This window comes from Pseudomonas sp. CFBP 8758 (assembly GCF_014841725.1).
GTDB lineage: Bacteria > Pseudomonadota > Gammaproteobacteria > Pseudomonadales > Pseudomonadaceae > Aquipseudomonas > Aquipseudomonas baltica.
In genome coordinates, this window is sequence record NZ_JACYUK010000005.1 from 335,855 (window position 1) to 355,041 (window position 19,187).

Genomic DNA, 19,187 nt, shown 5'->3' on the forward strand with positions numbered 1-19,187 from the left:
CGACCTCACTGCAATCAGGTCGTCCGCTCATGCCGTACTCTCCGCACCGCCTCGCCCTTGCCATCGCTCTGCTCGCCCCGGGCACGCCGATGTCGGCGGCCTTCGCCAAAGACCTGCAGATCGATACCGCCATTCAGGCGACGCAAAGCCTGAGCGATACCGATCGCCTGACGGTGAGCAAGGCTGGGAGCATCACGGCCAGTGCCGAGGCGATCAAGCTCAAGGGTTCGGCAGCGGGTACTGGCGTGGTTGTGGATAACTCGGGCCGGCTGATCTCCACTGCCGATCGAGCCATCGACAGCTCCAGTAGCGGCGCAGTGCGCAACTACACCCTGATCAATCGCGCGGGTGCGCTGATTCAAGGCTCGTCCGATGCCTTTCGCATCAAGGACGATTTCAGCCGTGGCGCCATCGTCATCGACAACAGTGGCACGCTGCGCTCGCTGAACAAGCGCGCTATCGATCTGGAAGCCCTGGAAAGCGCTGGCATCGCCACCACCCTCGACAACCGCGCCGGCGGGTTGATCCGCAGCGAAAAGAACGACGCGATGAAAACCGGCATCAATGCCACGATCATCAACCACGGCGAGATATCCACAGGCGACACCTTCAGCCTCGACGACAAGTACGACGGTATCGACGTGGCGGCGGCCACTGGCGTGTCCGTGTACAACCATGGCTTGATCAGCGGCGGCCGCCACGGCCTGACCACGGACGAAGGTGCGCTGCTGTACAACGAAGGCACGCTGATCGGCCGCAATGGCTCGGGCTACGGTTCGGACGGCAACGGCACGGTCATCAACCACGGCCTGATCTCCGGCGATGTGTCCGGCCTGCAGGCCGTGGGTGACGGCGACGGTGTGGACATCGACTACATCGGCCATATCGAGAACTACGGCACCATTCGCGGCACCGGTGCATCCGGTGCCAAGCCAGGCGATCCCCTCAATGCCAGCGAAGGCATCGCCATGGGCGGCGGTTATATGTTCAATGCGGCAGGCGCCACCATCAGCGGCGCCGACAATGCCATCCTGATCGACGATGGCAGCAATGGCTCGGCCCATGGCGCCACCTATCTGGAGAACCATGGCAGCATCAGCGGGCTCAACGGCTTCGGCGTGCAGCTCAATGGCGCCTTCGCCGACACCGTCATAAACGCCGGCTCCATTGGCGGCAGCAATGGACAGGCCCTGCAAATGGGCGCAGGCGATGACCGTTTGACCGTACTTAGCGGTGGTCGCTTCAACGGTGTGGTCGACGGCGGCAGCGGCCGCGATCGTGTGATCCTGGAGGGCAACGCCGGCGGCAGTTTCGGCAACAGCCGCCACTTCGAAACCCTGGAAGTGCAGAGCGGCACCTGGACCCTCACCAGCATCGGCGACTTCAGCGCCGACAGTCGCATTGCCAACGGCGCCACGCTGATCAACCAGGGCAGTATTGCCGGCAACCTCAGCGTTGACCCGGGCGGCGTCTACGCCGGCGGTGGCGCAGTGGGCAACCTGCTCGTCAACGGCACCTTGTCGAGCAACAGCCAACTGGGCACTGCCTTGGTCAACGGCGACCTGACACTGGCACGCGGCGCAACCCTGACGTATGGGGTGAACGCCGATGGCAGCAGTGCGCCGCTGCAGGTCGCAGGCGCGGCCAATCTCGACGGCGCCACCCTGGCCGTTGTCCCGAGCAGTGGCGAATACCCCTGGCAAAGCCGCTACACCGTGCTGCAGGCGGGCAGCGTGAACGGTCGCTTCGGTACGGTGACGAGCGACTACGCCTTTCTGACCCCGACCCTGAGCTACGGCGCGACCGCGGTCGACCTCGACTACACCCGCAACGACATCGCCTTCGCCGACTTCGCCAGCACCACCAATGGCGGCAATGCGGCCCGCAGCCTGGCTGCCGCAAGCAGCGGCACCTTGTACAACGCCCTGCTCGGCACCAGTACCGCCAGCGCAGGGGCGGCCATCGAGCAACTGGCTGGCAGCAGCAACGCCAACCTGGCTGCCGCAACCCTGGCCGGTACCACCCAGGTCGGCAGCAGCATGCTCTCGGCCATGCGCCAGATGGGCAGCGGCAGCGGCCTGCTGGTGGGCCTGGGCGCACAAGACACGCCGGTGCTGGCCGCCAGCGGCATACCCGACCAGGCCCGCAACCTCAACGACCCCAACGCACAGGGCCGTGTCTGGGTCCAGGCACTGGGCAGCTACGGCAAGCTCGATGGCGAACACGGCAGCGATGGCCTCGAACAACGGACTTCGGGCGCCGTGCTGGGCACCGACTGGGCACTGACCCCGGACTGGCGCGTGGGTCTGCTGGGTGGTTACTCGCGTACCGACCTGGACGCATCCGGCGCGGACGGCAAAATCGACAGCTGGCACGCAGGCATCTACGCCCTGCGCCAGAACGGTCCGCTGGCCCTGCGCCTGGGTGCGGCCTACAGCCAGCATGATGGCAACAGCAAGCGCAGTGTCGACTTCGCCGGCTTCAGTGACCGTTTGCGCGGCGACTACAACGCCGACAGCCAGCAAGCCTTCGCCGAACTGGGCTACGATCTGGGCAGCGGCCGGCTCAGCGCCGAACCCTTCGCCAACCTGGGCTACCAGCGCTACAGCCGCGACGGCTACCGCGAAAAAGGCGGAGCCGCCGCCCTTGCCGTGGACGCGCAGACACAGGACAACTTCACCAGCACCTTCGGCGTGCGCTTGGCTCACTTGAGCCAACTGGACAACGGCATGAGCCTGACCCCGCGTGGCAGCCTGGGCTGGCGTCATGCCTATGGAGACGTCGACAACAGCACCCGGCAGGCGTTTGCCAGTGGTGGCAATGCGTTCAGTGTCGAAGGCAGCGCCCTGGACCGCGACAGCCTGATGGTCGAAGCCGGCCTGGACCTGGGTGTCAGTGCGCGGCAGAGCGTCGGCATCGGTTACACCGGCGAGCTGGGTAGCAACAGTCGCAACCATGCTGTGGTCGGCCAGTGGCAGATGCGCTTCTGATCAGTCTCGCGGCTGCCGGGTGGACAAAAAAAAGGGGGCCACCCGGCCCCCAGAGGAAAACCTTGAAACCTGAGATCAGCCCTCGATCTCGATCAGTATCTCGCCGGGGTTCACGCGGTCGCCCTTGGCCACGTGGATCGCCGTGACCTTGCCTGCCACACCGGCCTGGACCTCGGTTTCCATCTTCATCGCCTCGGTGATCAACAGCGCCTGGCCGGCCTTGACCGAGTCACCCAGCTTGACCAGCACATCGACGATATTGCCGGGCATGGCGGTGCTGACATGGCCGGGTTCGCTGGCCTGCTTGCGTTTGCCGATACCGCTGCCGACGAACTCGTTCAACGGCTCGAACACCACCTCTTCAGGCATGCCGTCGATGGACAGGTAGAAGTGCCGCTTGCCTTCGGCCTTGACCCCGACACCGGTGATGTCGACTCGATAGCTCTCGCCGTGCACATCGATGACGAATTCGGTCGGTACCCCTTCACCGCTGCGCGCAACCTGCGCTCCGGCCTCGGGGATCGGCAGCAACACCTCGGGCACCAGCGTGCCGGCGGCACGCTCTTCGAGGAACTTGCGCCCGATGTCGGGGAACATCGCAAACGTCAGTACATCCTCCTCCGACTGGGCCAGCTCGCCGATGTCCTTGCGCAGCTTGTCCATCTCCGGCTTGAGCAGGTCGGCGGGACGTACGTCGATGACCTCCTCGCTGCCGATCGCCTGGCGCCGCAGTTGTTCGTTGACCTTGCCCGGCGCCTGGCCATAGCCGCCTTGCAGGTACAACTTCACTTCGTTGGTGATGGTCTTGTAGCGCTCGCCGGCCAACACGTTGAAGAATGCCTGGGTACCGACGATCTGCGAGGTGGGCGTGACCAGTGGCGGGAAGCCGAGGTCTTCGCGCACCTTGGGGATCTCGGCCAGCACCTCGTTCATGCGGTTCAGCGCGCCCTGCTCCTTGAGCTGGTTGGCCAGGTTGGAAATCATCCCGCCCGGCACCTGGTTGACCTGCACGCGGGTATCGACCGCGGTGAATTCGCTTTCGAACTGGTGGTACTTCTTGCGCACGGCGTAGAAATACAGGCCGATTTCCTGCAGCAGTTCCAGGCTCAGGCCGGTATCGAATTCGCTGCCCTTGAGCGCCGCGACCATCGACTCGGTGCCCGGATGGCTGGTGCCCCACGCGAAGCTCGAGATGGCGGTGTCGATGTGATCGGCGCCATTTTCCACGGCCTTGAGCTGGCACATCGCGGCCAGGCCGGCCGTATCGTGGCTGTGGATGAACACCGGCAGCGACTGCTCGGCCTTCAACGCCCTGACCAGTTCGCCGGTCGCATAAGGCGTCAGCAAGCCCGCCATGTCCTTGATCGCCACCGAGTCGCAGCCCATGGCTTCCATCTGTTTGGCCTGGGCCACGAACGCGGCCACGGTATGCACCGGGCTGGTGGTATAGGCGATGGTGCCCTGGGCGTGTTTGCCGGCTGCCTTCACGGCCTCAATGGCCACGCGCAGATTCCGCACGTCGTTCATGGCATCGAAGATGCGAAACACGTCGATACCGTTGTCGGCCGCCTTGGCCACGAAGGCCCGCACCACGTCATCGCTGTAATGCCGGTAGCCGAGCAGGTTCTGCCCGCGCAGGAGCATCTGCAGACGCGTGTTCGGCAACGCCTCGCGCAGCTTGCGCAGGCGTTCCCACGGGTCTTCCTTGAGGAAGCGCACGCAGGCATCGAAGGTGGCGCCGCCCCATACTTCCAGCGACCAGTAGCCCACCCGGTCGAGCTTGTCGCAGATAGGCAGCATGTCTTCGGTGCGCATGCGCGTTGCCAGCAAGGACTGGTGGGCGTCGCGCAGGATGGTGTCGGTAACGAATATTCGCTTGGAAACAGGCGTATTGGACATTGTTGTGTTCCTCACAGGCCGGCGTGGGCGGCGATGGCGGCGGCGATGGCCAGGGCCAGCTCTTCGGGTTTGCGCTTGATCGAGTACTGGGTCAGCTCGGGGTGGCTGTCGACGAAACTGGTGTTGAACTGGCCACTGCGAAACTCGGGGTTGCGCAGGATTTCCTGGTAGTACGCCGCAGTGGTCTTGATGCCTTGCAGGCGCATGTCATCCAGCGCACGCAGGCCGCGGTCCATGGCCTCCTCCCAGGTCAGCGCCCAGACCACCAGCTTCAGGCACATGGAATCGTAGAACGGCGGAATGGTATAGCCGGTATAGATCGCCGTGTCGGTGCGTACGCCCGGCCCACCAGGCGCGTAGTAGCGGGTGATCTTGCCGAAGCTGGGCAGGAAATTGTTCTTCGGATCCTCGGCATTGATGCGGAACTGCAAGGCAAAGCCACGGTGCACGATGTCCTCCTGCTTCACCGAAAGCGCAAGCCCCGAAGCAATGCGAATCTGCTCGCGAACGATGTCGATGCCGGTGATTTCCTCGGTGATGGTGTGTTCGACCTGCACCCGGGTGTTCATCTCCATGAAATACACCTCGCCTTCGGCGAGCAGGAATTCCACGGTGCCGGCGTTCTCGTAACCCACCGCCTTGGCCGCACGCACCGACAGGTCGCCGATGTAGGCGCGCTGCTCGGGGGTCAGTTGCGGGCTGGGCGCGATCTCGATGAGCTTCTGGTTGCGCCGCTGGATCGAACAGTCGCGCTCGAACAGGTGCACCACATTGCCGAAGCTGTCACCCAGGATCTGCGCCTCGATGTGCTTGGGATTGACGATGCATTTTTCCAGGAACACTTCGGCCGAACCGAAAGCCTTGGTCGCTTCGGAAATCACCCGCGGGAAGGCCTGCTCCAGCTCCTCGCGGCTGTTGCAGCGGCGAATGCCGCGCCCGCCGCCGCCGGAAGTGGCCTTGAGCATCACCGGGTAGCCGATGCGTTCGCCCTCCTCCAGCGCTTCGCGGATGTCGGCCACGTTGCCCTCGGTGCCGGGTGTGACCGGCACGCCCGCCTTGATCATGCTGCGCCGGGCTTCGGTCTTGTCGCCCATGCGGCGGATGACCTCGGCCGACGGACCGATGAACTTCACCCCGCGCTCGGCGCAGATATCTGCCAGCTCGGCGTTCTCGGAAAGAAAGCCATAGCCTGGGTGCAAGGCATCACAGCCGGTTTCCACCGCCAGGTTCACCAGCTTGCGTGGGTTCAGGTAACCGGCCAGGGGCTCGGCACCGATGCTGTGGGCTTCGTCGGCGCGCTTGACGTGCAGCGCGTGACGATCGGCTTCGGAGTAGATCGCGACCGAACGAATGCCCATTTCGGCGCAGGCTCGTACGATACGTACGGCAATCTCACCTCGGTTGGCGATCAGGATCTTTTTTATCACTTGGAATTTCCTCGACCGATGAATCCATTCGGGTCGGTGCGTGGCCGACCCTTTGGGTAACCAGTTGTTTCCTGGTCGCCCCTGCAAGCTAGCGCGGCATGAGGATTAATAAAAATAAATCTTTGTTGGGTTACATATTAGTAAAAGCTTATATTTGAGAAACTGCACACCGCACATCGGATTGAGAAATGCGTAAGTCATTGATGCGCCTGACGTTGCGTCAGCTGCAAGTGTTCAACGAAGTGTGCGACCTGCGCTCCTACAGCCGCGCGGCAGAAGAAATGTCGCTGACTCAACCGGCAGTCAGCTTGCAGATTCGTCAGCTGGAAGAGCTGGTGGGCCAGCCCTTATTCGACTATGTGGGCAAGAAGCTCTACCTGACCGAGGCAGCGCAAGCGCTGCAGGCCGCCAGCCGGGACATCTTCGGCCGCCTGGAAAACCTCGACATGCAGCTGTCCGACCTGCAGGGCTCGCTGCAGGGGCAACTCAAGCTGGCGGTCGAATCCAGTGCCAAATATTTCACGCCACACCTGTTCGCCGCCTTCCGCACGCTGCATCCGGAAGTCAATCTGCAGCTCACGGTGGTCAACCGTGCGCAGGTCATTCGCCGTTTGAGTGACAACCGCGACGACGTGACCATCATGTCGATGGTGCCGCAGGACATGGGGCTGGACTTCATGCCCTTCCTCAACAACCCGATCGTGGCGGTGGCTCCGCCCGAGCACCCGCTGTGCCAGCAGGAACGGGTGAACCTGCAGGACCTGCAGGCCTATACCCTGCTGGTACGAGAACAGGGTTCGGGCACACGACGAGCGTGCGAGGAATATTTCAAGGAGAAGCGCGTGCATTTTGCGCAGACGCTGGAAGTGTCTTCCGCCGAGGCTCAGCGCGAATGCGTGATTGCGGGGCTGGGGCTGGCACTGCTGACACGCCACGCCGTCGCCAGGGAGTTATCCACAGGCACGTTATGCGAATTGCGTGTGGAAGAGCTGCCGTTGCAGCGCAGTTGGTGCGTGGTGCAGGCCAAGGCACGGCGTCAGTCGCCGGTGGCGTTGGCCTTTGCCGCATTCATCCGCGCCGAACGTGCGCAGATCAAGGCGCTGGTCGAGCGTTTTGGCGGGAACCCGCCGATGCCGCCTGCCAGTAATTGAGCTCGGCATCGTCGCCGATTTCCTGGAGCAAGCGACGCTGCTCGGAATAGCTCTCGATCGCGCGGCGAAACTCCATGCGGCGCTGATCTTCCTGCTGGCGTTTGGTACGGGTAGCACTGTTGCCCTGCGGTTGCGAGCCATCGAAGTAACGAGCCATTGCGTGTCTCCCAGTTCGAGTTCGGGAGTACAGGGTGGCGTGGCTATGTGAAGGTTTGGCGACGAGGCGGTGAACATCGGGTTAAACCGCAGCGGTCGCTCAGTCCTCGTGAGCCTCGTGGGCCTTCAACGACTTGGGCGACAGGCGCAGGCTGCGCAGACTGCGCTTGACGCTCTTCAAGTGATTGACCAGGTCTGGGCCGCGAGCCATTGCCACGCCCATGGCCAGTACGTCGATCACCACCAGGTGGGCGATGCGAGAGGCCAGCGGGGTGTAGATCTCGGTGTCTTCATGCACGTCGACCGCCAGGTTGACCGTCGCCAGTTCCGCCAACGGCGTCTGCCCCGGGCACAGCGAAATCAGGGTGGCGCCGGTTTCACGCACCAGGTTGGCGGTGATCAGCAGGTCCTTCGAGCGCCCGGATTGGGAGATGCACACGGCCACGTCGGTCGGCTTCAGTGTCACTGCGGACATGGCCTGCATGTGCGGGTCCGAGTACGCCGCCGCTGTCAGCAGCAGACGGAAGAACTTGTGCTGAGCATCGGCGGCCACTGCGCCGGATGCGCCGAAACCATAGAACTCGACACGCTGTGCGGTAACCATGGCGCTGATCGCCCGCTGCAGGGCTTCGGGGTCGAGCTTCTCGCGCACCTCCATCAGAGTATGCAGGGTGGTGTCGAAGATCTTCAGGCTGTAGTCGGCCACCGAGTCGTCTTCGTGGATGGCGAACTGACCGAAACTCGCCCCCGCCGCCAGGCTTTGCGCCAGCTTGAGTTTGAGGTCCTGGAAACCGGTGCAGCCGATCGCCCGGCAGAAACGCACGATGGTCGGCTCGCTGATGCCCACGCTGTGCGCCAGGTCGGCCATGGAGCTGTGCATCACCGCCGCAGGGTCCAGCAGCACATGCTCGGCAACCTTGAGTTCGGATTTGCGCAGCAGGTGGCGAGACTGGTCGATGTGTTGCAGCAGGTTCAAGGGACAGCTTCCGCTAAAGGGGTCGAAGGGCCGGGATGTAGCTAGTCTGCAGTTATACTACAGGCCTCTGTGATCGCCCAGTTAAACGTCTCAGCAAGGATGATCGGCCGCCAATCCGGCCCTTGCGAATGTCATCGGTACCCATGAGTCTCACCTGCGCGTACCCCGGCCCAGGCTAGCGGTGGTCACCGGTACGCGCCGACACGTCGGTGACCAGAACGATGGTCTGGTGAACTTCACCTCGGGCATTTCGCACGCCGATCAGTTGTAGCCATTGACCATACTGCTCCCCATTCAGTCGCGTCTCGGTCAGCGCTCCCTGCCATGAACCCTCGACGCTCACGGCATGCCGAATCGACGCCTCGCACCTGCGCGCATCGCGACTGCAAGGCAGTTGCCACCAGGATCGCCCGCAGAGCTGATGCGCAGCCAGCCCGGTAATACGGCTGAATGCCGGATTCGACGTCAGTACTTTGCAATGAGCGTCGAGCACCAGGATGCCCTCGCTGGAATGGTCGAACACCAACCCCGCCAGCTCCAGCTGGCCGCTCAGGGCGATGTCGCGGCTGGCGTCGCGGCGGGTGCCGACCATGCGCAGGACACTGCCATCCGCCGCACGCTCCACGGCCCGACCGTGGTCTTCGATCCACAACCAGTGGCCTTCATGGTGGCGGATGCGGTACTGCACCAGGTAGTCGTCGCTGCGACCCTTGAGGTGGTCGATCATGGCGCGCTTCACCCGCGGCACGTCCTCCGGGTGCATGCGCGGGCGCAGTTGCTTGAGCATTGCCTGCATGAATTCCGGCTCCAGGCCGAACAGCTCCTTGAGTTGGGTGTGGTAGACCTCGTCAGTGCTCAGGTTCCAGTCCCACAGGCCCAAACCGCTCGCCTCCAACGCCAGGGCCAGACGCTGCTCGCTCTTGCCCAGCGCCTGGTTGGCCTGATCCAGTTCACGACTGCGCTGCTGCACGCGATTTTCCAGCTCCGCATGGGCTTGAGCCAATTGCTGCTGGGCCTCGCGGCGCTGGCCAACTTCGGTGGTCAGGGCCTGGTTCAGGCGCTCGCTGCGGCTTTGCGCCAACTGCAGGGTCTCGATCAGCTCCTGGTTGCGAAAGCGCCGCAACAGGCTGCGGTTGGTCAGGCGATTGACCTGCCAGGCGACCACCAGCAATGCCCCTAGGAAAATCAGCCCGAACCAGCCCCAGCCGCGCTGGGCGCCGTCGTTCCATACGAACAGGTAGGCGGTGGGCGGCAGCAGGCACGGCAAGGTATAGGCAAGAAAGGCCGGCAGGCTGACGGCGTAGGCCACGCTGGCCGACAGCGTCGCCGCGCCGAGCAGGCCGAACACCCAGGCCTGCTGGATGAGGTTGTCTTCGGACACCAGCATGATGGCCGCCGCCGCCAGGGTCGCGCCGCTGACGGCCGAGCCGAAGATGAACATGCGCCGCCAGTGGGCCTGGGCCTGCCGGTCCGGCATGGCCGCATCGAACGCCGCCACCTGGATGACCCGTCCGGCCACCAGCAGCAACAGCCACAACAACCCGATGCTGACCCCCAGGTAATGCTGCGGAATCCATAGCAGCCAGGCGCACAGGCCGCCGTTGAGCAGCATCAGCAAGGTCGGCAGCAACGAGCCCTGGTACAGCAGGCGCGTGCGCTCGGCGGCCAGTTGCGCGGCGTAGCGCTCCTGCAGGGCCTGCTGCTCCAGGGGCGAGTCCAGCGGGTTGAGGTTCGGCGTCATGGGCAATGTGCTTGTCGTGAGGTGCCATCCGTCGAGCCAGAATACACAAGCACAGGCGTCGCACTTGCACCTTATGTCCGACTCTGCAGGTATTTATCCAAAGACGCGCAACTCTTGTTTGCCCCAACTCCATCGCGCACCCTAAAATGCCCGGATGCGCGATGACCTCTCCCTTCTGCTGAACTCCCTCAACGATGCCCAACGCCAGGCCGTAGCGGCCTCCGTCGGCCGTCAGTTGGTCCTGGCCGGTGCTGGTTCCGGTAAAACCCGAGTGCTGGTGCACCGTATCGCCTGGCTGATCCAGGTCGAAAACGCCTCGCCGCACTCGCTGCTGTCGGTGACGTTCACCAACAAGGCGGCCGCCGAGATGCGCCAGCGCATCGAGCAGCTGATGGGCATCAACCCGGCCGGCATGTGGGTCGGCACCTTCCACGGCCTGGCCCATCGCCTGCTGCGCGCGCACTGGCAGGAAGCTGGCCTGAACCAGAACTTCCAGATCCTCGACAGCGACGACCAGCAGCGCCTGGTCAAGCGGGTCATGCGCGAGCTGGGCCTGGACGAGCAGAAGTGGCCGGTGCGCCAGGCGCAGTGGTTCATCAACGGGCAGAAGGACGAGGGCTTGCGCCCGCAGCACATCCAGCCCGGTGGCGACCTGTTCCTGGCGACCATGCGCTCGATCTACGAAGCGTACGAGGCGGCCTGCGCGCGGGCGGGGGTGATCGACTTCTCCGAACTGCTGCTGCGCGCCCTCGACCTGTGGCGCGACAACCCTGGCTTGCTGGCGCACTATCAGCGCCGTTTCCGCCATGTGCTGGTCGACGAATTCCAGGACACCAACGCCGTGCAGTACGCCTGGCTGCGGTTGCTGGCACAAGGTGGCGACAGCCTGATGGTGGTAGGCGACGACGACCAGTCGATCTACGGCTGGCGCGGCGCCAAGATCGAAAACATTCACCAGTATTCCGCCGACTTCCCTGATTCGCAGCTGATTCGTCTGGAACAGAACTACCGCTCCACCGCCGGCATCCTCAAGGCCGCCAACGCCCTGATCGCCAACAACAGCGGGCGTCTGGGCAAGGAGCTGTGGACCGATGGCGGCGATGGCGAGCCGATCAGCCTGTACGCCGCGTTCAACGAACACGACGAGGCGCGCTATGTGGTCGAAACCATCGAGAGCGCGCTCAAGACAGGCCTGGCGCGCAGCGACATCGCTATTCTCTACCGTTCCAACGCCCAGTCGCGGGTGCTGGAAGAGGCGCTGTTGCGCGAGCGTATCCCTTATCGCATCTATGGCGGGCAGCGCTTCTTCGAACGCGCCGAAATCAAGAACGCCATGGCGTACCTGCGCCTGCTCGAAGGGCGCGGCAACGATGCCGCCCTGGAGCGGGTGATCAACGTCCCGCCACGCGGCCTGGGCGAGAAGACCGTCGAAGCCATCCGTCAGCATGCCCGTCATGCCGAAGTGTCGATGTGGGAAGCCGGCCGCCAACTGGTGGCCAACAAGGGCCTGACCGGGCGTGCCGCCAATGCCCTGGGCGCGTTCATCGAGCTGATCGAGAACCTCGCCGCCAAGGTCATGCAGATGCCGTTGCACCTGATGACCCAGACGGTCATCGAGCAGTCCGGCCTGATCATCTACCACCAGGAAGAAAAGGGCGAAAAAGGCCAGGCACGGGTGGAAAACCTCGAGGAACTGGTCAGCGCTGCGCGCAACTTCGAAAACGGCGAGGCAGAAGCCGACCTGACGCCGCTGGCGGCATTCCTGGGCCATGCCTCGCTCGAGGCCGGCGACACCCAGGCCGAGGAGCACGAGGACAGCGTGCAGCTGATGACCCTGCACAGCGCCAAGGGCCTGGAGTTTCCCTACGTGTTCCTGGTGGGCATGGAAGAAGGCCTGTTCCCGCACAAGATGAGCCTGGAAGAGCCTGGCCGTCTCGAGGAAGAGCGTCGCCTGGCCTATGTCGGCATCACCCGGGCCATGCAGCAGCTGGTCATGACCTACGCCGAAACGCGCCGCCTCTACGGCAGCGAGACCTACAACAAGGTGTCGCGCTTCGTGCGCGAGGTGCCCGCCGGGCTGATCCAGGAAGTGCGCTTGTCCAACAGCGTGAGTCGTCCTTTCGGCGGTGGCCAGGCGCAGAACTCGAGCAGCCTGTTCGGTGCGGCCAACATTCCGGAAACCCAGTTCAACCTGGGCCAGCGCGTGCAGCACTCTGTGTTTGGCGAAGGCGTGATCCTCAACTTCGAAGGCTCCGGCGCGCAGGCGCGGGTGCAGGTCAACTTCGCCGAGGGCAGCAAGTGGTTGATGCTGGGGTACGCGAAGCTCGAGCCAGTGTAGCCACTGGCTGCAGGGCTTTGTCGCGGTGCCCGGCGGCCGCGAAAAAGCCGACACGGCCTTTCCAAGGAGCAACGAATTTTCCTACGCCGCGCTTCGCATTTACGCAAAAGCTCGAAACATGTTGTCACTAGCTATGTACAGCGCACCTGTGCAACATGACTCGCGTGCAATCCACCTAACGGAATGAACCTATGCAACGTTTTCTCAGCATGGCCCTGGCCCTGTGCATCGGCCTGACCATGAGCCTCGATGCCAGTGCCAAACGCTTCGGCGGCGGCAAGAGCATGGGCGCAGCCCCGACTCACCAGACTCGCCAGGCCGCGCCCACCACCCCAGGTGCCGCAGCAGCCGTCCCAGGCCGTGCAGCCCCAGCCGCCAGCGGTGCCTCGCGCTGGTTGGGCCCTCTGGCCGGCCTCGCCGCCGGTGGCCTGCTGGCGTCCATGTTCATGGGCGATGGCTTCCAGGGCATGCAGATCTTCGACTTCCTGATCATGGCGGTCATCGCCTTCCTGATCTTCCGCTTCATCGCCGCTCGCCGTCGCAAGCAGCAGGGCCCGCAAATGGCCGGCGCCGGTGCTCCGTACCAGCGTGAAGCGATCGACCAGGCACCTGCCCAACCGTCGATCTTCGGTGGCGCCAGTGGTGCTTCCGCAGCCCGTCCGGTGATCAACGCGCCGGCCTGGTTCAACGAAGAAAGCTTCCTGAACGCAGCCCGCAGCCACTTCCAGTCGCTGCAGCAGCACTGGGACGCCAACGAGATGGACAAGATCGCCGAGTTCGTTACCCCGCAGATGCTGCAATCGTTGAAGCAGGAACGTGCCGAGCTGGGTGATGGCTTCCAGTCCACCTACATCGACGATCTGCAAGTGCAGCTGGAAGGTGTCGATGACCGCGCCGAGAAAACCATCGCTACCCTGACATTCGTCGGCGTATCGAAGACCTCGCGCTTCGACAAGGGCGAACCCTTCAGCGAAAGCTGGAACATGGAACGCGCCCAGGGCGAAAATCAGCCTTGGCTGGTCGCGGGTATCCGCCAGAACTGATACACGTCACGCTTTGCAAAGCCCCGGCCCTGGTCGGGGTTTTTGCATTTTGAACGTTGCATCCATTTCCAGCTAAGGTATAAACCGCAGCGCGTATTCTGGTCAGAGGAAAACATCGTGGAAGAAGTGATCGAGCAGCTCCGAGAAGCCAATGAACCGGTACCGGTTCCCCTGGAACTGCCAGACGAAGACCTGCTGGTCGAGATCGAAGAGCAGTTGTTCATCAATATTCCGTTCGTCTTCAAGGAGTATCTGCTCACCGTCAGCGACGTCGTGTATGGCAGTCTGGAACCGGTCACCGTGACCGACCCGCAATCGCATACGTATCTGCCGGAGGTCGCCGCCAGCGCCTGGGACATCGGCGTACCACGCGAGCTGATCCCGATCTGTCAGGACGGCGAGGACTACTACTGTGTCGAAGAAGACGGCACCGTGGTGCTGTGGTCGGGCGAGGAAGAGCTGGTGACCGAGGAAAGCTGGGAGTCGGTCTGGCACTGGGTGCGAGACGTCTGGCTGGAAAGCTGATTGATGCAGGCAGGTGTGACCTTTTCACAGCTCGATGGCGCGCCGCCAACCCTGTGGGAGCGGGTTCTACCCGCGAAGAGGCCAAACCTGCCTGCCCAAATTCAATGCTCGACGTTGTTATCCAAGGTTTCCAGCAAAGCCACCTGCATCCGCGTATGCACGCGAATGAACCAGCGCCACAACACGGCCACCACTGCTGCTGCAACCACTGCAATCAGCAGCAGTAATTCCATGGTCGGCAATATGCTCGCCGACAGTGCCGCCAGCAGCACGAAAATCACCAGCAGCGACAGCAGCGGAATGACTTCGGCGATGATGCGCCGCACCCGCTGGGTATGCCTGCCAGCCATTTCAGGCTTCACCCCCATTTCCGCCAGCAGCATCGACAGCGCCTTGAGCTTGCGATAGGCGGCGATCAAAAACGGCAGCGACAGCAGCAAGGCTGCGCCCCAGATCAACGCCTTCTGCCCGCCTGGCTCGGCTACCCAAGTCGTCAGGTGACCGCCGATACGTTCGGCAAAATAGGCGCCGGCCAGAAAGATGCCGATCACCAGTGCCAGGTTGACCCCTACCTGCAGGAGGATCTTGCGGATCATCGATGCCAGCATGGCGCCCTGCCCCCGCGGCTGGATGCTGCGCAGCCATTCCCCGTACATGCCCAGCACGCGTGCGACACGTTGCGGCACGATAGCGCCGAGGCGATGCGACAAGGGATCGGCTGCCCGGATCAGGTACGGCGTGGACAGCGTGGTCAGCACCGACACGGCCACGGCAACGGGATAGAGAAAATCGCTGGTGACCTGCAGGGTCATGCCCAGCGCGGCGATGATGAACGAGAACTCGCCGATCTGCGACAAGCCCATGCCCACCCGCAGCGATGTCTTGCCATCGTTGCCGGCAATGAACGCACCCAGCCCGCAAGAGACGATCTTGCCGAGCACCACGGCCACGGTGATGACTGCAATCGGCCAGGCATAGTCGAGCAGGATGGCGGGGTCGAGCATGAGGCCGATGGCGACGAAGAAGATCGCGCTGAACATGTCGCGGATGGGTTCGATCAGACGCTCGATCTTCAGCAATTGCCGCGACTCGGCCATGATCGCCCCGATCAGGAAAGCCCCGAGCACCATGCTGTATTCAAGCTTGACCACCAGCAGGCAAAAGCCGAAGCACAGGCCCAGCACGGTCACCAGCAGCATCTCGTTGCTTTCGAAGGTGGCCACATAGGCCAGCAGTCGGGGCACCACCAGGATGCCCACGACCAGGGCAATGACCATGAACAGCGAGAGCTTGCCGACCGTCGAGAACACCTCGCCCGAACTGACCGCGCCGCTGACGGCAATCCCCGACAGCAGGGCGATGATACCGATACCTAGAATATCCTCGACGATCAACACGCCGAAGATCAACTGGGCGAAGCGCTCGTTCTTCATCTTCAGGTCGTTGAGCGCCTTGACGATGATGGTGGTCGAGGAAATGGCCAGGATAGCCCCGAGGAACAGCGAGTCCATGGTACCCCAATCGAACCAGCGGCCGATTTCGTAGCCGATCCAGATCATCAGCACGATTTCCAGGAACGCAGCGATGAAGGCCGTGGCACCGACCTGGAACAGTTTGCGCAGGCTGAATTCCAGGCCCAGGCTGAACATCAGAAAGATCACGCCCAGTTCGGCCAGGGTCTTGATGGTGTCTTCGTCGTGGATCAAGCCGAACGGCGGCGTATGGGGGCCGATGATGAAGCCGGCAACGATGTAGCCCAGCACCACGGGTTGCCGTAGCCGGTGAAACAGAATCGTCACCACGCCGGCTACCAGCATGATCACCGCCAGGTCCTGGATAAAACTGATGGCATGCACGGTGATAGCCTCCATTGCTATTCAGAATTGCTGTACCAATTGTTTCAGAAAGGCAGATTAACACCGGCCATTGCAGGCGAACGTCGGTGCAATATGCGGAAACAGATCGCCGCTATGCCCTGCGTAATGGCACGATAGACGTGACGGCGCCCGTCCGTTCGGCGTCCGCTTCTGGATGCAACCCCTTGAAAGCGGCAAACGCCAATATAGGCGACGCCCCTGCACTTCTGCCAACCAACCGTGAGTTCACTATGGAACCTGGAAACGCCCAGCTGTCGATGACGGTGCTGATGACCCCCGACATGGCCAATTTTTCCGGCAATGTGCACGGAGGAACGCTGCTCAAATACCTCGACGAAGTGGCATACGCCTGCGCCAGCCGCTATGCCGGCCGGTATGTGGTGACCTTGTCGGTGGATCAGGTGATCTTCCGCGAGCCGGTGCATGTCGGCGAACTGGTGACGTTCCTGGCTTCGGTCAATTACACCGGCAATACTTCGATGGAAGTGGGCATCAAGGTGGTCACCGAGAACATCCGCGAACGCTCCGTGCGCCACACCAACAGCTGTTTCTTCACCATGGTGGCAGTGGATGACCAGCGCAAGCCGGCCAGCGTACCGCCCCTGCAGCCGCAGGATGCCGAAGGCACACGGCGCTTCATCCAGGCGCAGCAACGTCGGCAGATTCGCCAGGAGCTGGAAAAGCGCTACCGCGATCTCAAGGACGAGCCGATTTAAAGCGCCACGGCTTCGAACCGCAGGCGCGGATGGACGATGCGGTCCTGGGCACGCACCAGCTCCAGCTCGTAGCTGGCGCAGGCCTGGGTTTCCAGCAGCACTTCGTGCACCGCCGCCGCGGTGAATTCGAAAGCCGCCAGCCAGTCATCGCCCAGCAGCAGCCGGGCGAGGAACAAGCCACTGGTCAGGTCACCCACCCCGACCGGTTGGCGCGGAAACGCCAGCAGCGGACGACGCAGGTGCCAGCTGCCCGCGGCAGTGACCAGAAGCATTTCGAAGTCTTCGGCCGATTTGCCCGGATAGGCCAGGTGCTTGACCAGCACCGCCTTGGGTCCGCGCGCCAGTAATGCCCGCGCCATGGCCACGCAGTCCGGCAGGGATTGGGCCTTTCGCCCGCTGAAGCTGTCGAGCTCCAGCTGGTTGGGACACAGCACGTCGGCAGCGGCAACGGCTTCATCGAGCAGAAAGTCGCTGACCTCGGCCGGCACCACGCAGCCTTTTTCCGCATGCCCCATCACCGGGTCGCACAGATACAGGGCCTTGGGATTGGCCGCCTTGACCCGACGTACCACGCCCAGGATCGCTCGCCCCTGCGCGGCGCTGCCCAGATAGCCACTGAGCACGGCATCGCAGTTGCCCAACTCGCCAATCGTCGCAATCCCTTCGACCAGTGCGGGAATGTGTTGCGGCGCCAACACTTCTCCCGTCCACTGGCCATACTGAGTGTGATTGGAAAACTGCACCGTATTCAGTGGCCAGACCTTGACCCCCACCCGCTGCATCGGAAAAACCGCCGCGCTGTTGCCGGCGTGGCCGAACACGACATGGGACTGGATGGCGAGCAGGTGTGGTGTACGTTTCATGCAAGGATTCCGGACCGGTGACAGGACTTCATGGCGCGCAGTATCGCGCGAAATGCAGCCTGTACGACAGACCGGAGACACAGTTAAGCTGCGAGCAACCGGTTGGAGCGCACTTCGATGTTGACCCTTGGCAATATGTTCATCCTGATGTTGATGGCCGCAGGTGCGGCTTGGCTGTGGCACAACCATGGCCTGCGTGAAAAGGCCCTGGCGCGGGTCAAGCAGCATTGCAGCAAGCTCGACCTGGAACTGCTCGACGACAACGTGGCCTTCAAGCGTTTTGCCTGGCTGGCCGATGCCAACGGCCGCAAGCGTCTGGCGCGTGTGTACAACTTCGAATTCACGGTAACCGGCGAGCAACGCCATGCGGGCATTGCCACCCAATTCGGGCCGCACGCGGTGCAGATCGAGCTGGCGCCCTACCCGTTCGAAGTGAAAACCGCGACCAGTGCCGAAGTCATCGAGATGAGTCAGTGGCGTCAGGAACACAAGCGCTGGCGTCCCTGAGCGACGTCAGCGCTGCGATGGGTCGTCCACGCGTGCCTGCTGCAAGTGATCCTGAAGGGCGGCTGCGTCCTGCGGCGTATCGAATATCAGCTCCAAACGTGAATCACGACGCCATTCACTGGTTTTCCACTGCACCGACTGCCCCGCCAGCAGGTTGCTCGAAAACCATCCATTCGGGCTGTGGATAACCAGCTTGGCCCGTCGCCAAGACCAAGTGGCCAATGCGCGCTCCACTGTTGGCAAATCGAACTGCGTTCGGGCTTGCCATCGCCAGCCGATGCTCCAGCCATCGCGGTGATCCTGCACCTGGCATTGCGGCTGGGACTTATCCACCCAGATTTCGCCCGTGGCTTGCGGGAGCTTCCTCAGCCTGTCCACAACCAGTGGCGTTGAATTATCCACAAGGGGCAATTGCTCGAATCGCACCTGATCGACATCGAGCCACAGCAGTCGGTCTGTGGGTAACCCTGAAGTTATGCACACTTCTGGCGTCGGCTTTGCCTTGTTCATGATCAACAAGCCTGCCACTTCAGCGGCTTCGCGCTGTGCAGCTGGCAGCGCGACGCCTTTCGCAAGGGTCAGCGCGTCGAGCACCATCACCAGCGGTTGCACCGCCAGAACGCCGCGCCAGGGCGCTTCGCTCAGTTGCGAAAGGATCTGCAAAGGATGACCCAGACCCGAGGGTTCGATGAACAGGCGATCCGGCCGGGCTTTGCGCAGCAGGCGGCCCAGGCCGATCTGAAACGGCGCACCGTTCACGCAGCACAGACATCCTCCGGCGATTTCGCCGATTGCGATACCATCATCGGTGGTGGCAAGCAGCGCGGCGTCGATGCCCACCAGGCCGAATTCGTTGATCAGCACGGCCCAACGCTGGTTTGTCGGCTTGCACGCCAGCAGACGACGAATCAGGCTGGTCTTGCCGGCGCCCAAGGGGCCTGCGATGACATGGGTGGGGATGTTCTGCAGCATGGTCGG

The 19,187-nt window shown here is 63.0% G+C and carries 14 protein-coding genes and 1 pseudogene; 7 read left to right on the forward strand and 8 right to left on the reverse strand.

Annotated features, from left to right (window positions below; genetic code table 11):
• The first annotated feature begins 29 nt into the window (after positions 1 to 29).
• Positions 30 to 2,990, forward strand: a complete 2,961-nt coding sequence (locus IFT75_RS13340) for an autotransporter family protein (protein ID WP_192055148.1) — start codon at positions 30 to 32, stop codon at positions 2,988 to 2,990.
• 75 nt (positions 2,991 to 3,065) lie between these two features.
• Here the strand turns inward: IFT75_RS13340 and oadA are convergent, their stop codons facing one another.
• Entirely contained in the window at positions 3,066 to 4,889 is a 1,824-nt protein-coding gene (gene oadA / locus IFT75_RS13345) for a sodium-extruding oxaloacetate decarboxylase subunit alpha (protein WP_185794645.1), read from the reverse strand.
• Between the two features lie 11 nt (positions 4,890 to 4,900).
• A complete protein-coding gene (locus IFT75_RS13350; protein WP_122480004.1) occupies positions 4,901 to 6,316 on the reverse strand; it encodes an acetyl-CoA carboxylase biotin carboxylase subunit in 1,416 nt (471 codons plus the stop codon).
• Positions 6,317 to 6,504: 188 nt separating this feature from the next.
• Here IFT75_RS13350 and IFT75_RS13355 point away from each other — a divergent pair, with 188 nt between their 5' ends.
• Positions 6,505 to 7,467 carry a LysR family transcriptional regulator gene (locus tag IFT75_RS13355; RefSeq protein WP_192055149.1) on the forward strand — a complete coding sequence of 321 codons (963 nt, stop codon included), beginning with the start codon at positions 6,505 to 6,507 and terminating at the stop codon, positions 7,465 to 7,467.
• Here the strand turns inward: IFT75_RS13355 and IFT75_RS13360 are convergent.
• From IFT75_RS13360 to IFT75_RS13370, 3 genes and pseudogenes are all read right to left on the reverse strand, one after another.
• Positions 7,409 to 7,624 carry a PA3496 family putative envelope integrity protein gene (locus IFT75_RS13360; protein WP_192055150.1) on the reverse strand — a complete coding sequence of 72 codons (216 nt, stop codon included), beginning with the start codon at positions 7,622 to 7,624 and terminating at the stop codon, positions 7,409 to 7,411. The two genes, IFT75_RS13355 and IFT75_RS13360, sit on opposite strands and share 59 nt — an antisense overlap.
• Positions 7,625 to 7,723: 99 nt before the next feature.
• Positions 7,724 to 8,599, reverse strand: coding sequence for a transcriptional regulator HexR (hexR, locus tag IFT75_RS13365; RefSeq protein ID WP_122480007.1), 876 nt, complete (start codon positions 8,597 to 8,599; stop codon positions 7,724 to 7,726).
• 193 nt (positions 8,600 to 8,792) lie between these two features.
• Positions 8,793 to 10,340 (reverse strand): annotated as a pseudogene (locus IFT75_RS13370) (PAS domain-containing protein); the annotation flags it as partial.
• 154 nt (positions 10,341 to 10,494) lie between these two features.
• Here IFT75_RS13370 and uvrD point away from each other — a divergent pair.
• The 3 genes from uvrD (at position 10,495) to IFT75_RS13385 (ending at position 14,246) form a co-directional block, all read left to right on the forward strand.
• Entirely contained in the window at positions 10,495 to 12,678 is a 2,184-nt protein-coding gene (gene uvrD / locus IFT75_RS13375; RefSeq protein WP_122480009.1) for a DNA helicase II, read from the forward strand.
• A gap of 191 nt (positions 12,679 to 12,869) precedes the next feature.
• Positions 12,870 to 13,721 carry a Tim44 domain-containing protein gene (locus IFT75_RS13380; RefSeq protein ID WP_192055153.1) on the forward strand — a complete coding sequence of 284 codons (852 nt, stop codon included), beginning with the start codon at positions 12,870 to 12,872 and terminating at the stop codon, positions 13,719 to 13,721.
• Between the two features lie 117 nt (positions 13,722 to 13,838).
• Positions 13,839 to 14,246 (forward strand): SMI1/KNR4 family protein, encoded by a 408-nt coding sequence (locus tag IFT75_RS13385; protein ID WP_122480011.1) that lies wholly within the window; start codon positions 13,839 to 13,841, stop codon positions 14,244 to 14,246.
• Positions 14,247 to 14,347: 101 nt separating this feature from the next.
• On the opposite strand, the gene IFT75_RS13390 is transcribed toward IFT75_RS13385, so the two are convergent.
• Complete coding sequence (locus IFT75_RS13390) at positions 14,348 to 16,102, reverse strand: cation:proton antiporter domain-containing protein (RefSeq protein ID WP_192055252.1); 1,755 nt, start codon at positions 16,100 to 16,102, stop codon at positions 14,348 to 14,350.
• A 251-nt stretch (positions 16,103 to 16,353) separates the two neighbouring features.
• Between IFT75_RS13390 and IFT75_RS13395 the strand changes: the two genes are divergently transcribed.
• Complete coding sequence (locus IFT75_RS13395) at positions 16,354 to 16,839, forward strand: acyl-CoA thioesterase (protein ID WP_122480012.1); 486 nt, start codon at positions 16,354 to 16,356, stop codon at positions 16,837 to 16,839.
• On the opposite strand, the gene pdxY is transcribed toward IFT75_RS13395, so the two are convergent.
• Positions 16,836 to 17,702: a pyridoxal kinase PdxY gene (gene pdxY / locus IFT75_RS13400; protein WP_122480013.1), complete on the reverse strand. Its 867-nt coding sequence runs from the start codon at positions 17,700 to 17,702 to the stop codon at positions 16,836 to 16,838. The genes IFT75_RS13395 and pdxY overlap by 4 nt on opposite strands.
• A gap of 117 nt (positions 17,703 to 17,819) precedes the next feature.
• Here pdxY and IFT75_RS13405 point away from each other — a divergent pair, with 117 nt between their 5' ends.
• Complete coding sequence (locus IFT75_RS13405) at positions 17,820 to 18,209, forward strand: DUF3301 domain-containing protein (protein ID WP_122716071.1); 390 nt, start codon at positions 17,820 to 17,822, stop codon at positions 18,207 to 18,209.
• Positions 18,210 to 18,215: 6 nt separating this feature from the next.
• Here the strand turns inward: IFT75_RS13405 and IFT75_RS13410 are convergent, their stop codons facing one another.
• On the reverse strand, positions 18,216 to 19,181 hold the full coding sequence (locus IFT75_RS13410; protein WP_192055155.1) for a CobW family GTP-binding protein: 966 nt from the start codon (positions 19,179 to 19,181) through the stop codon (positions 18,216 to 18,218).
• Positions 19,182 to 19,187: the final 6 nt, after the last annotated feature.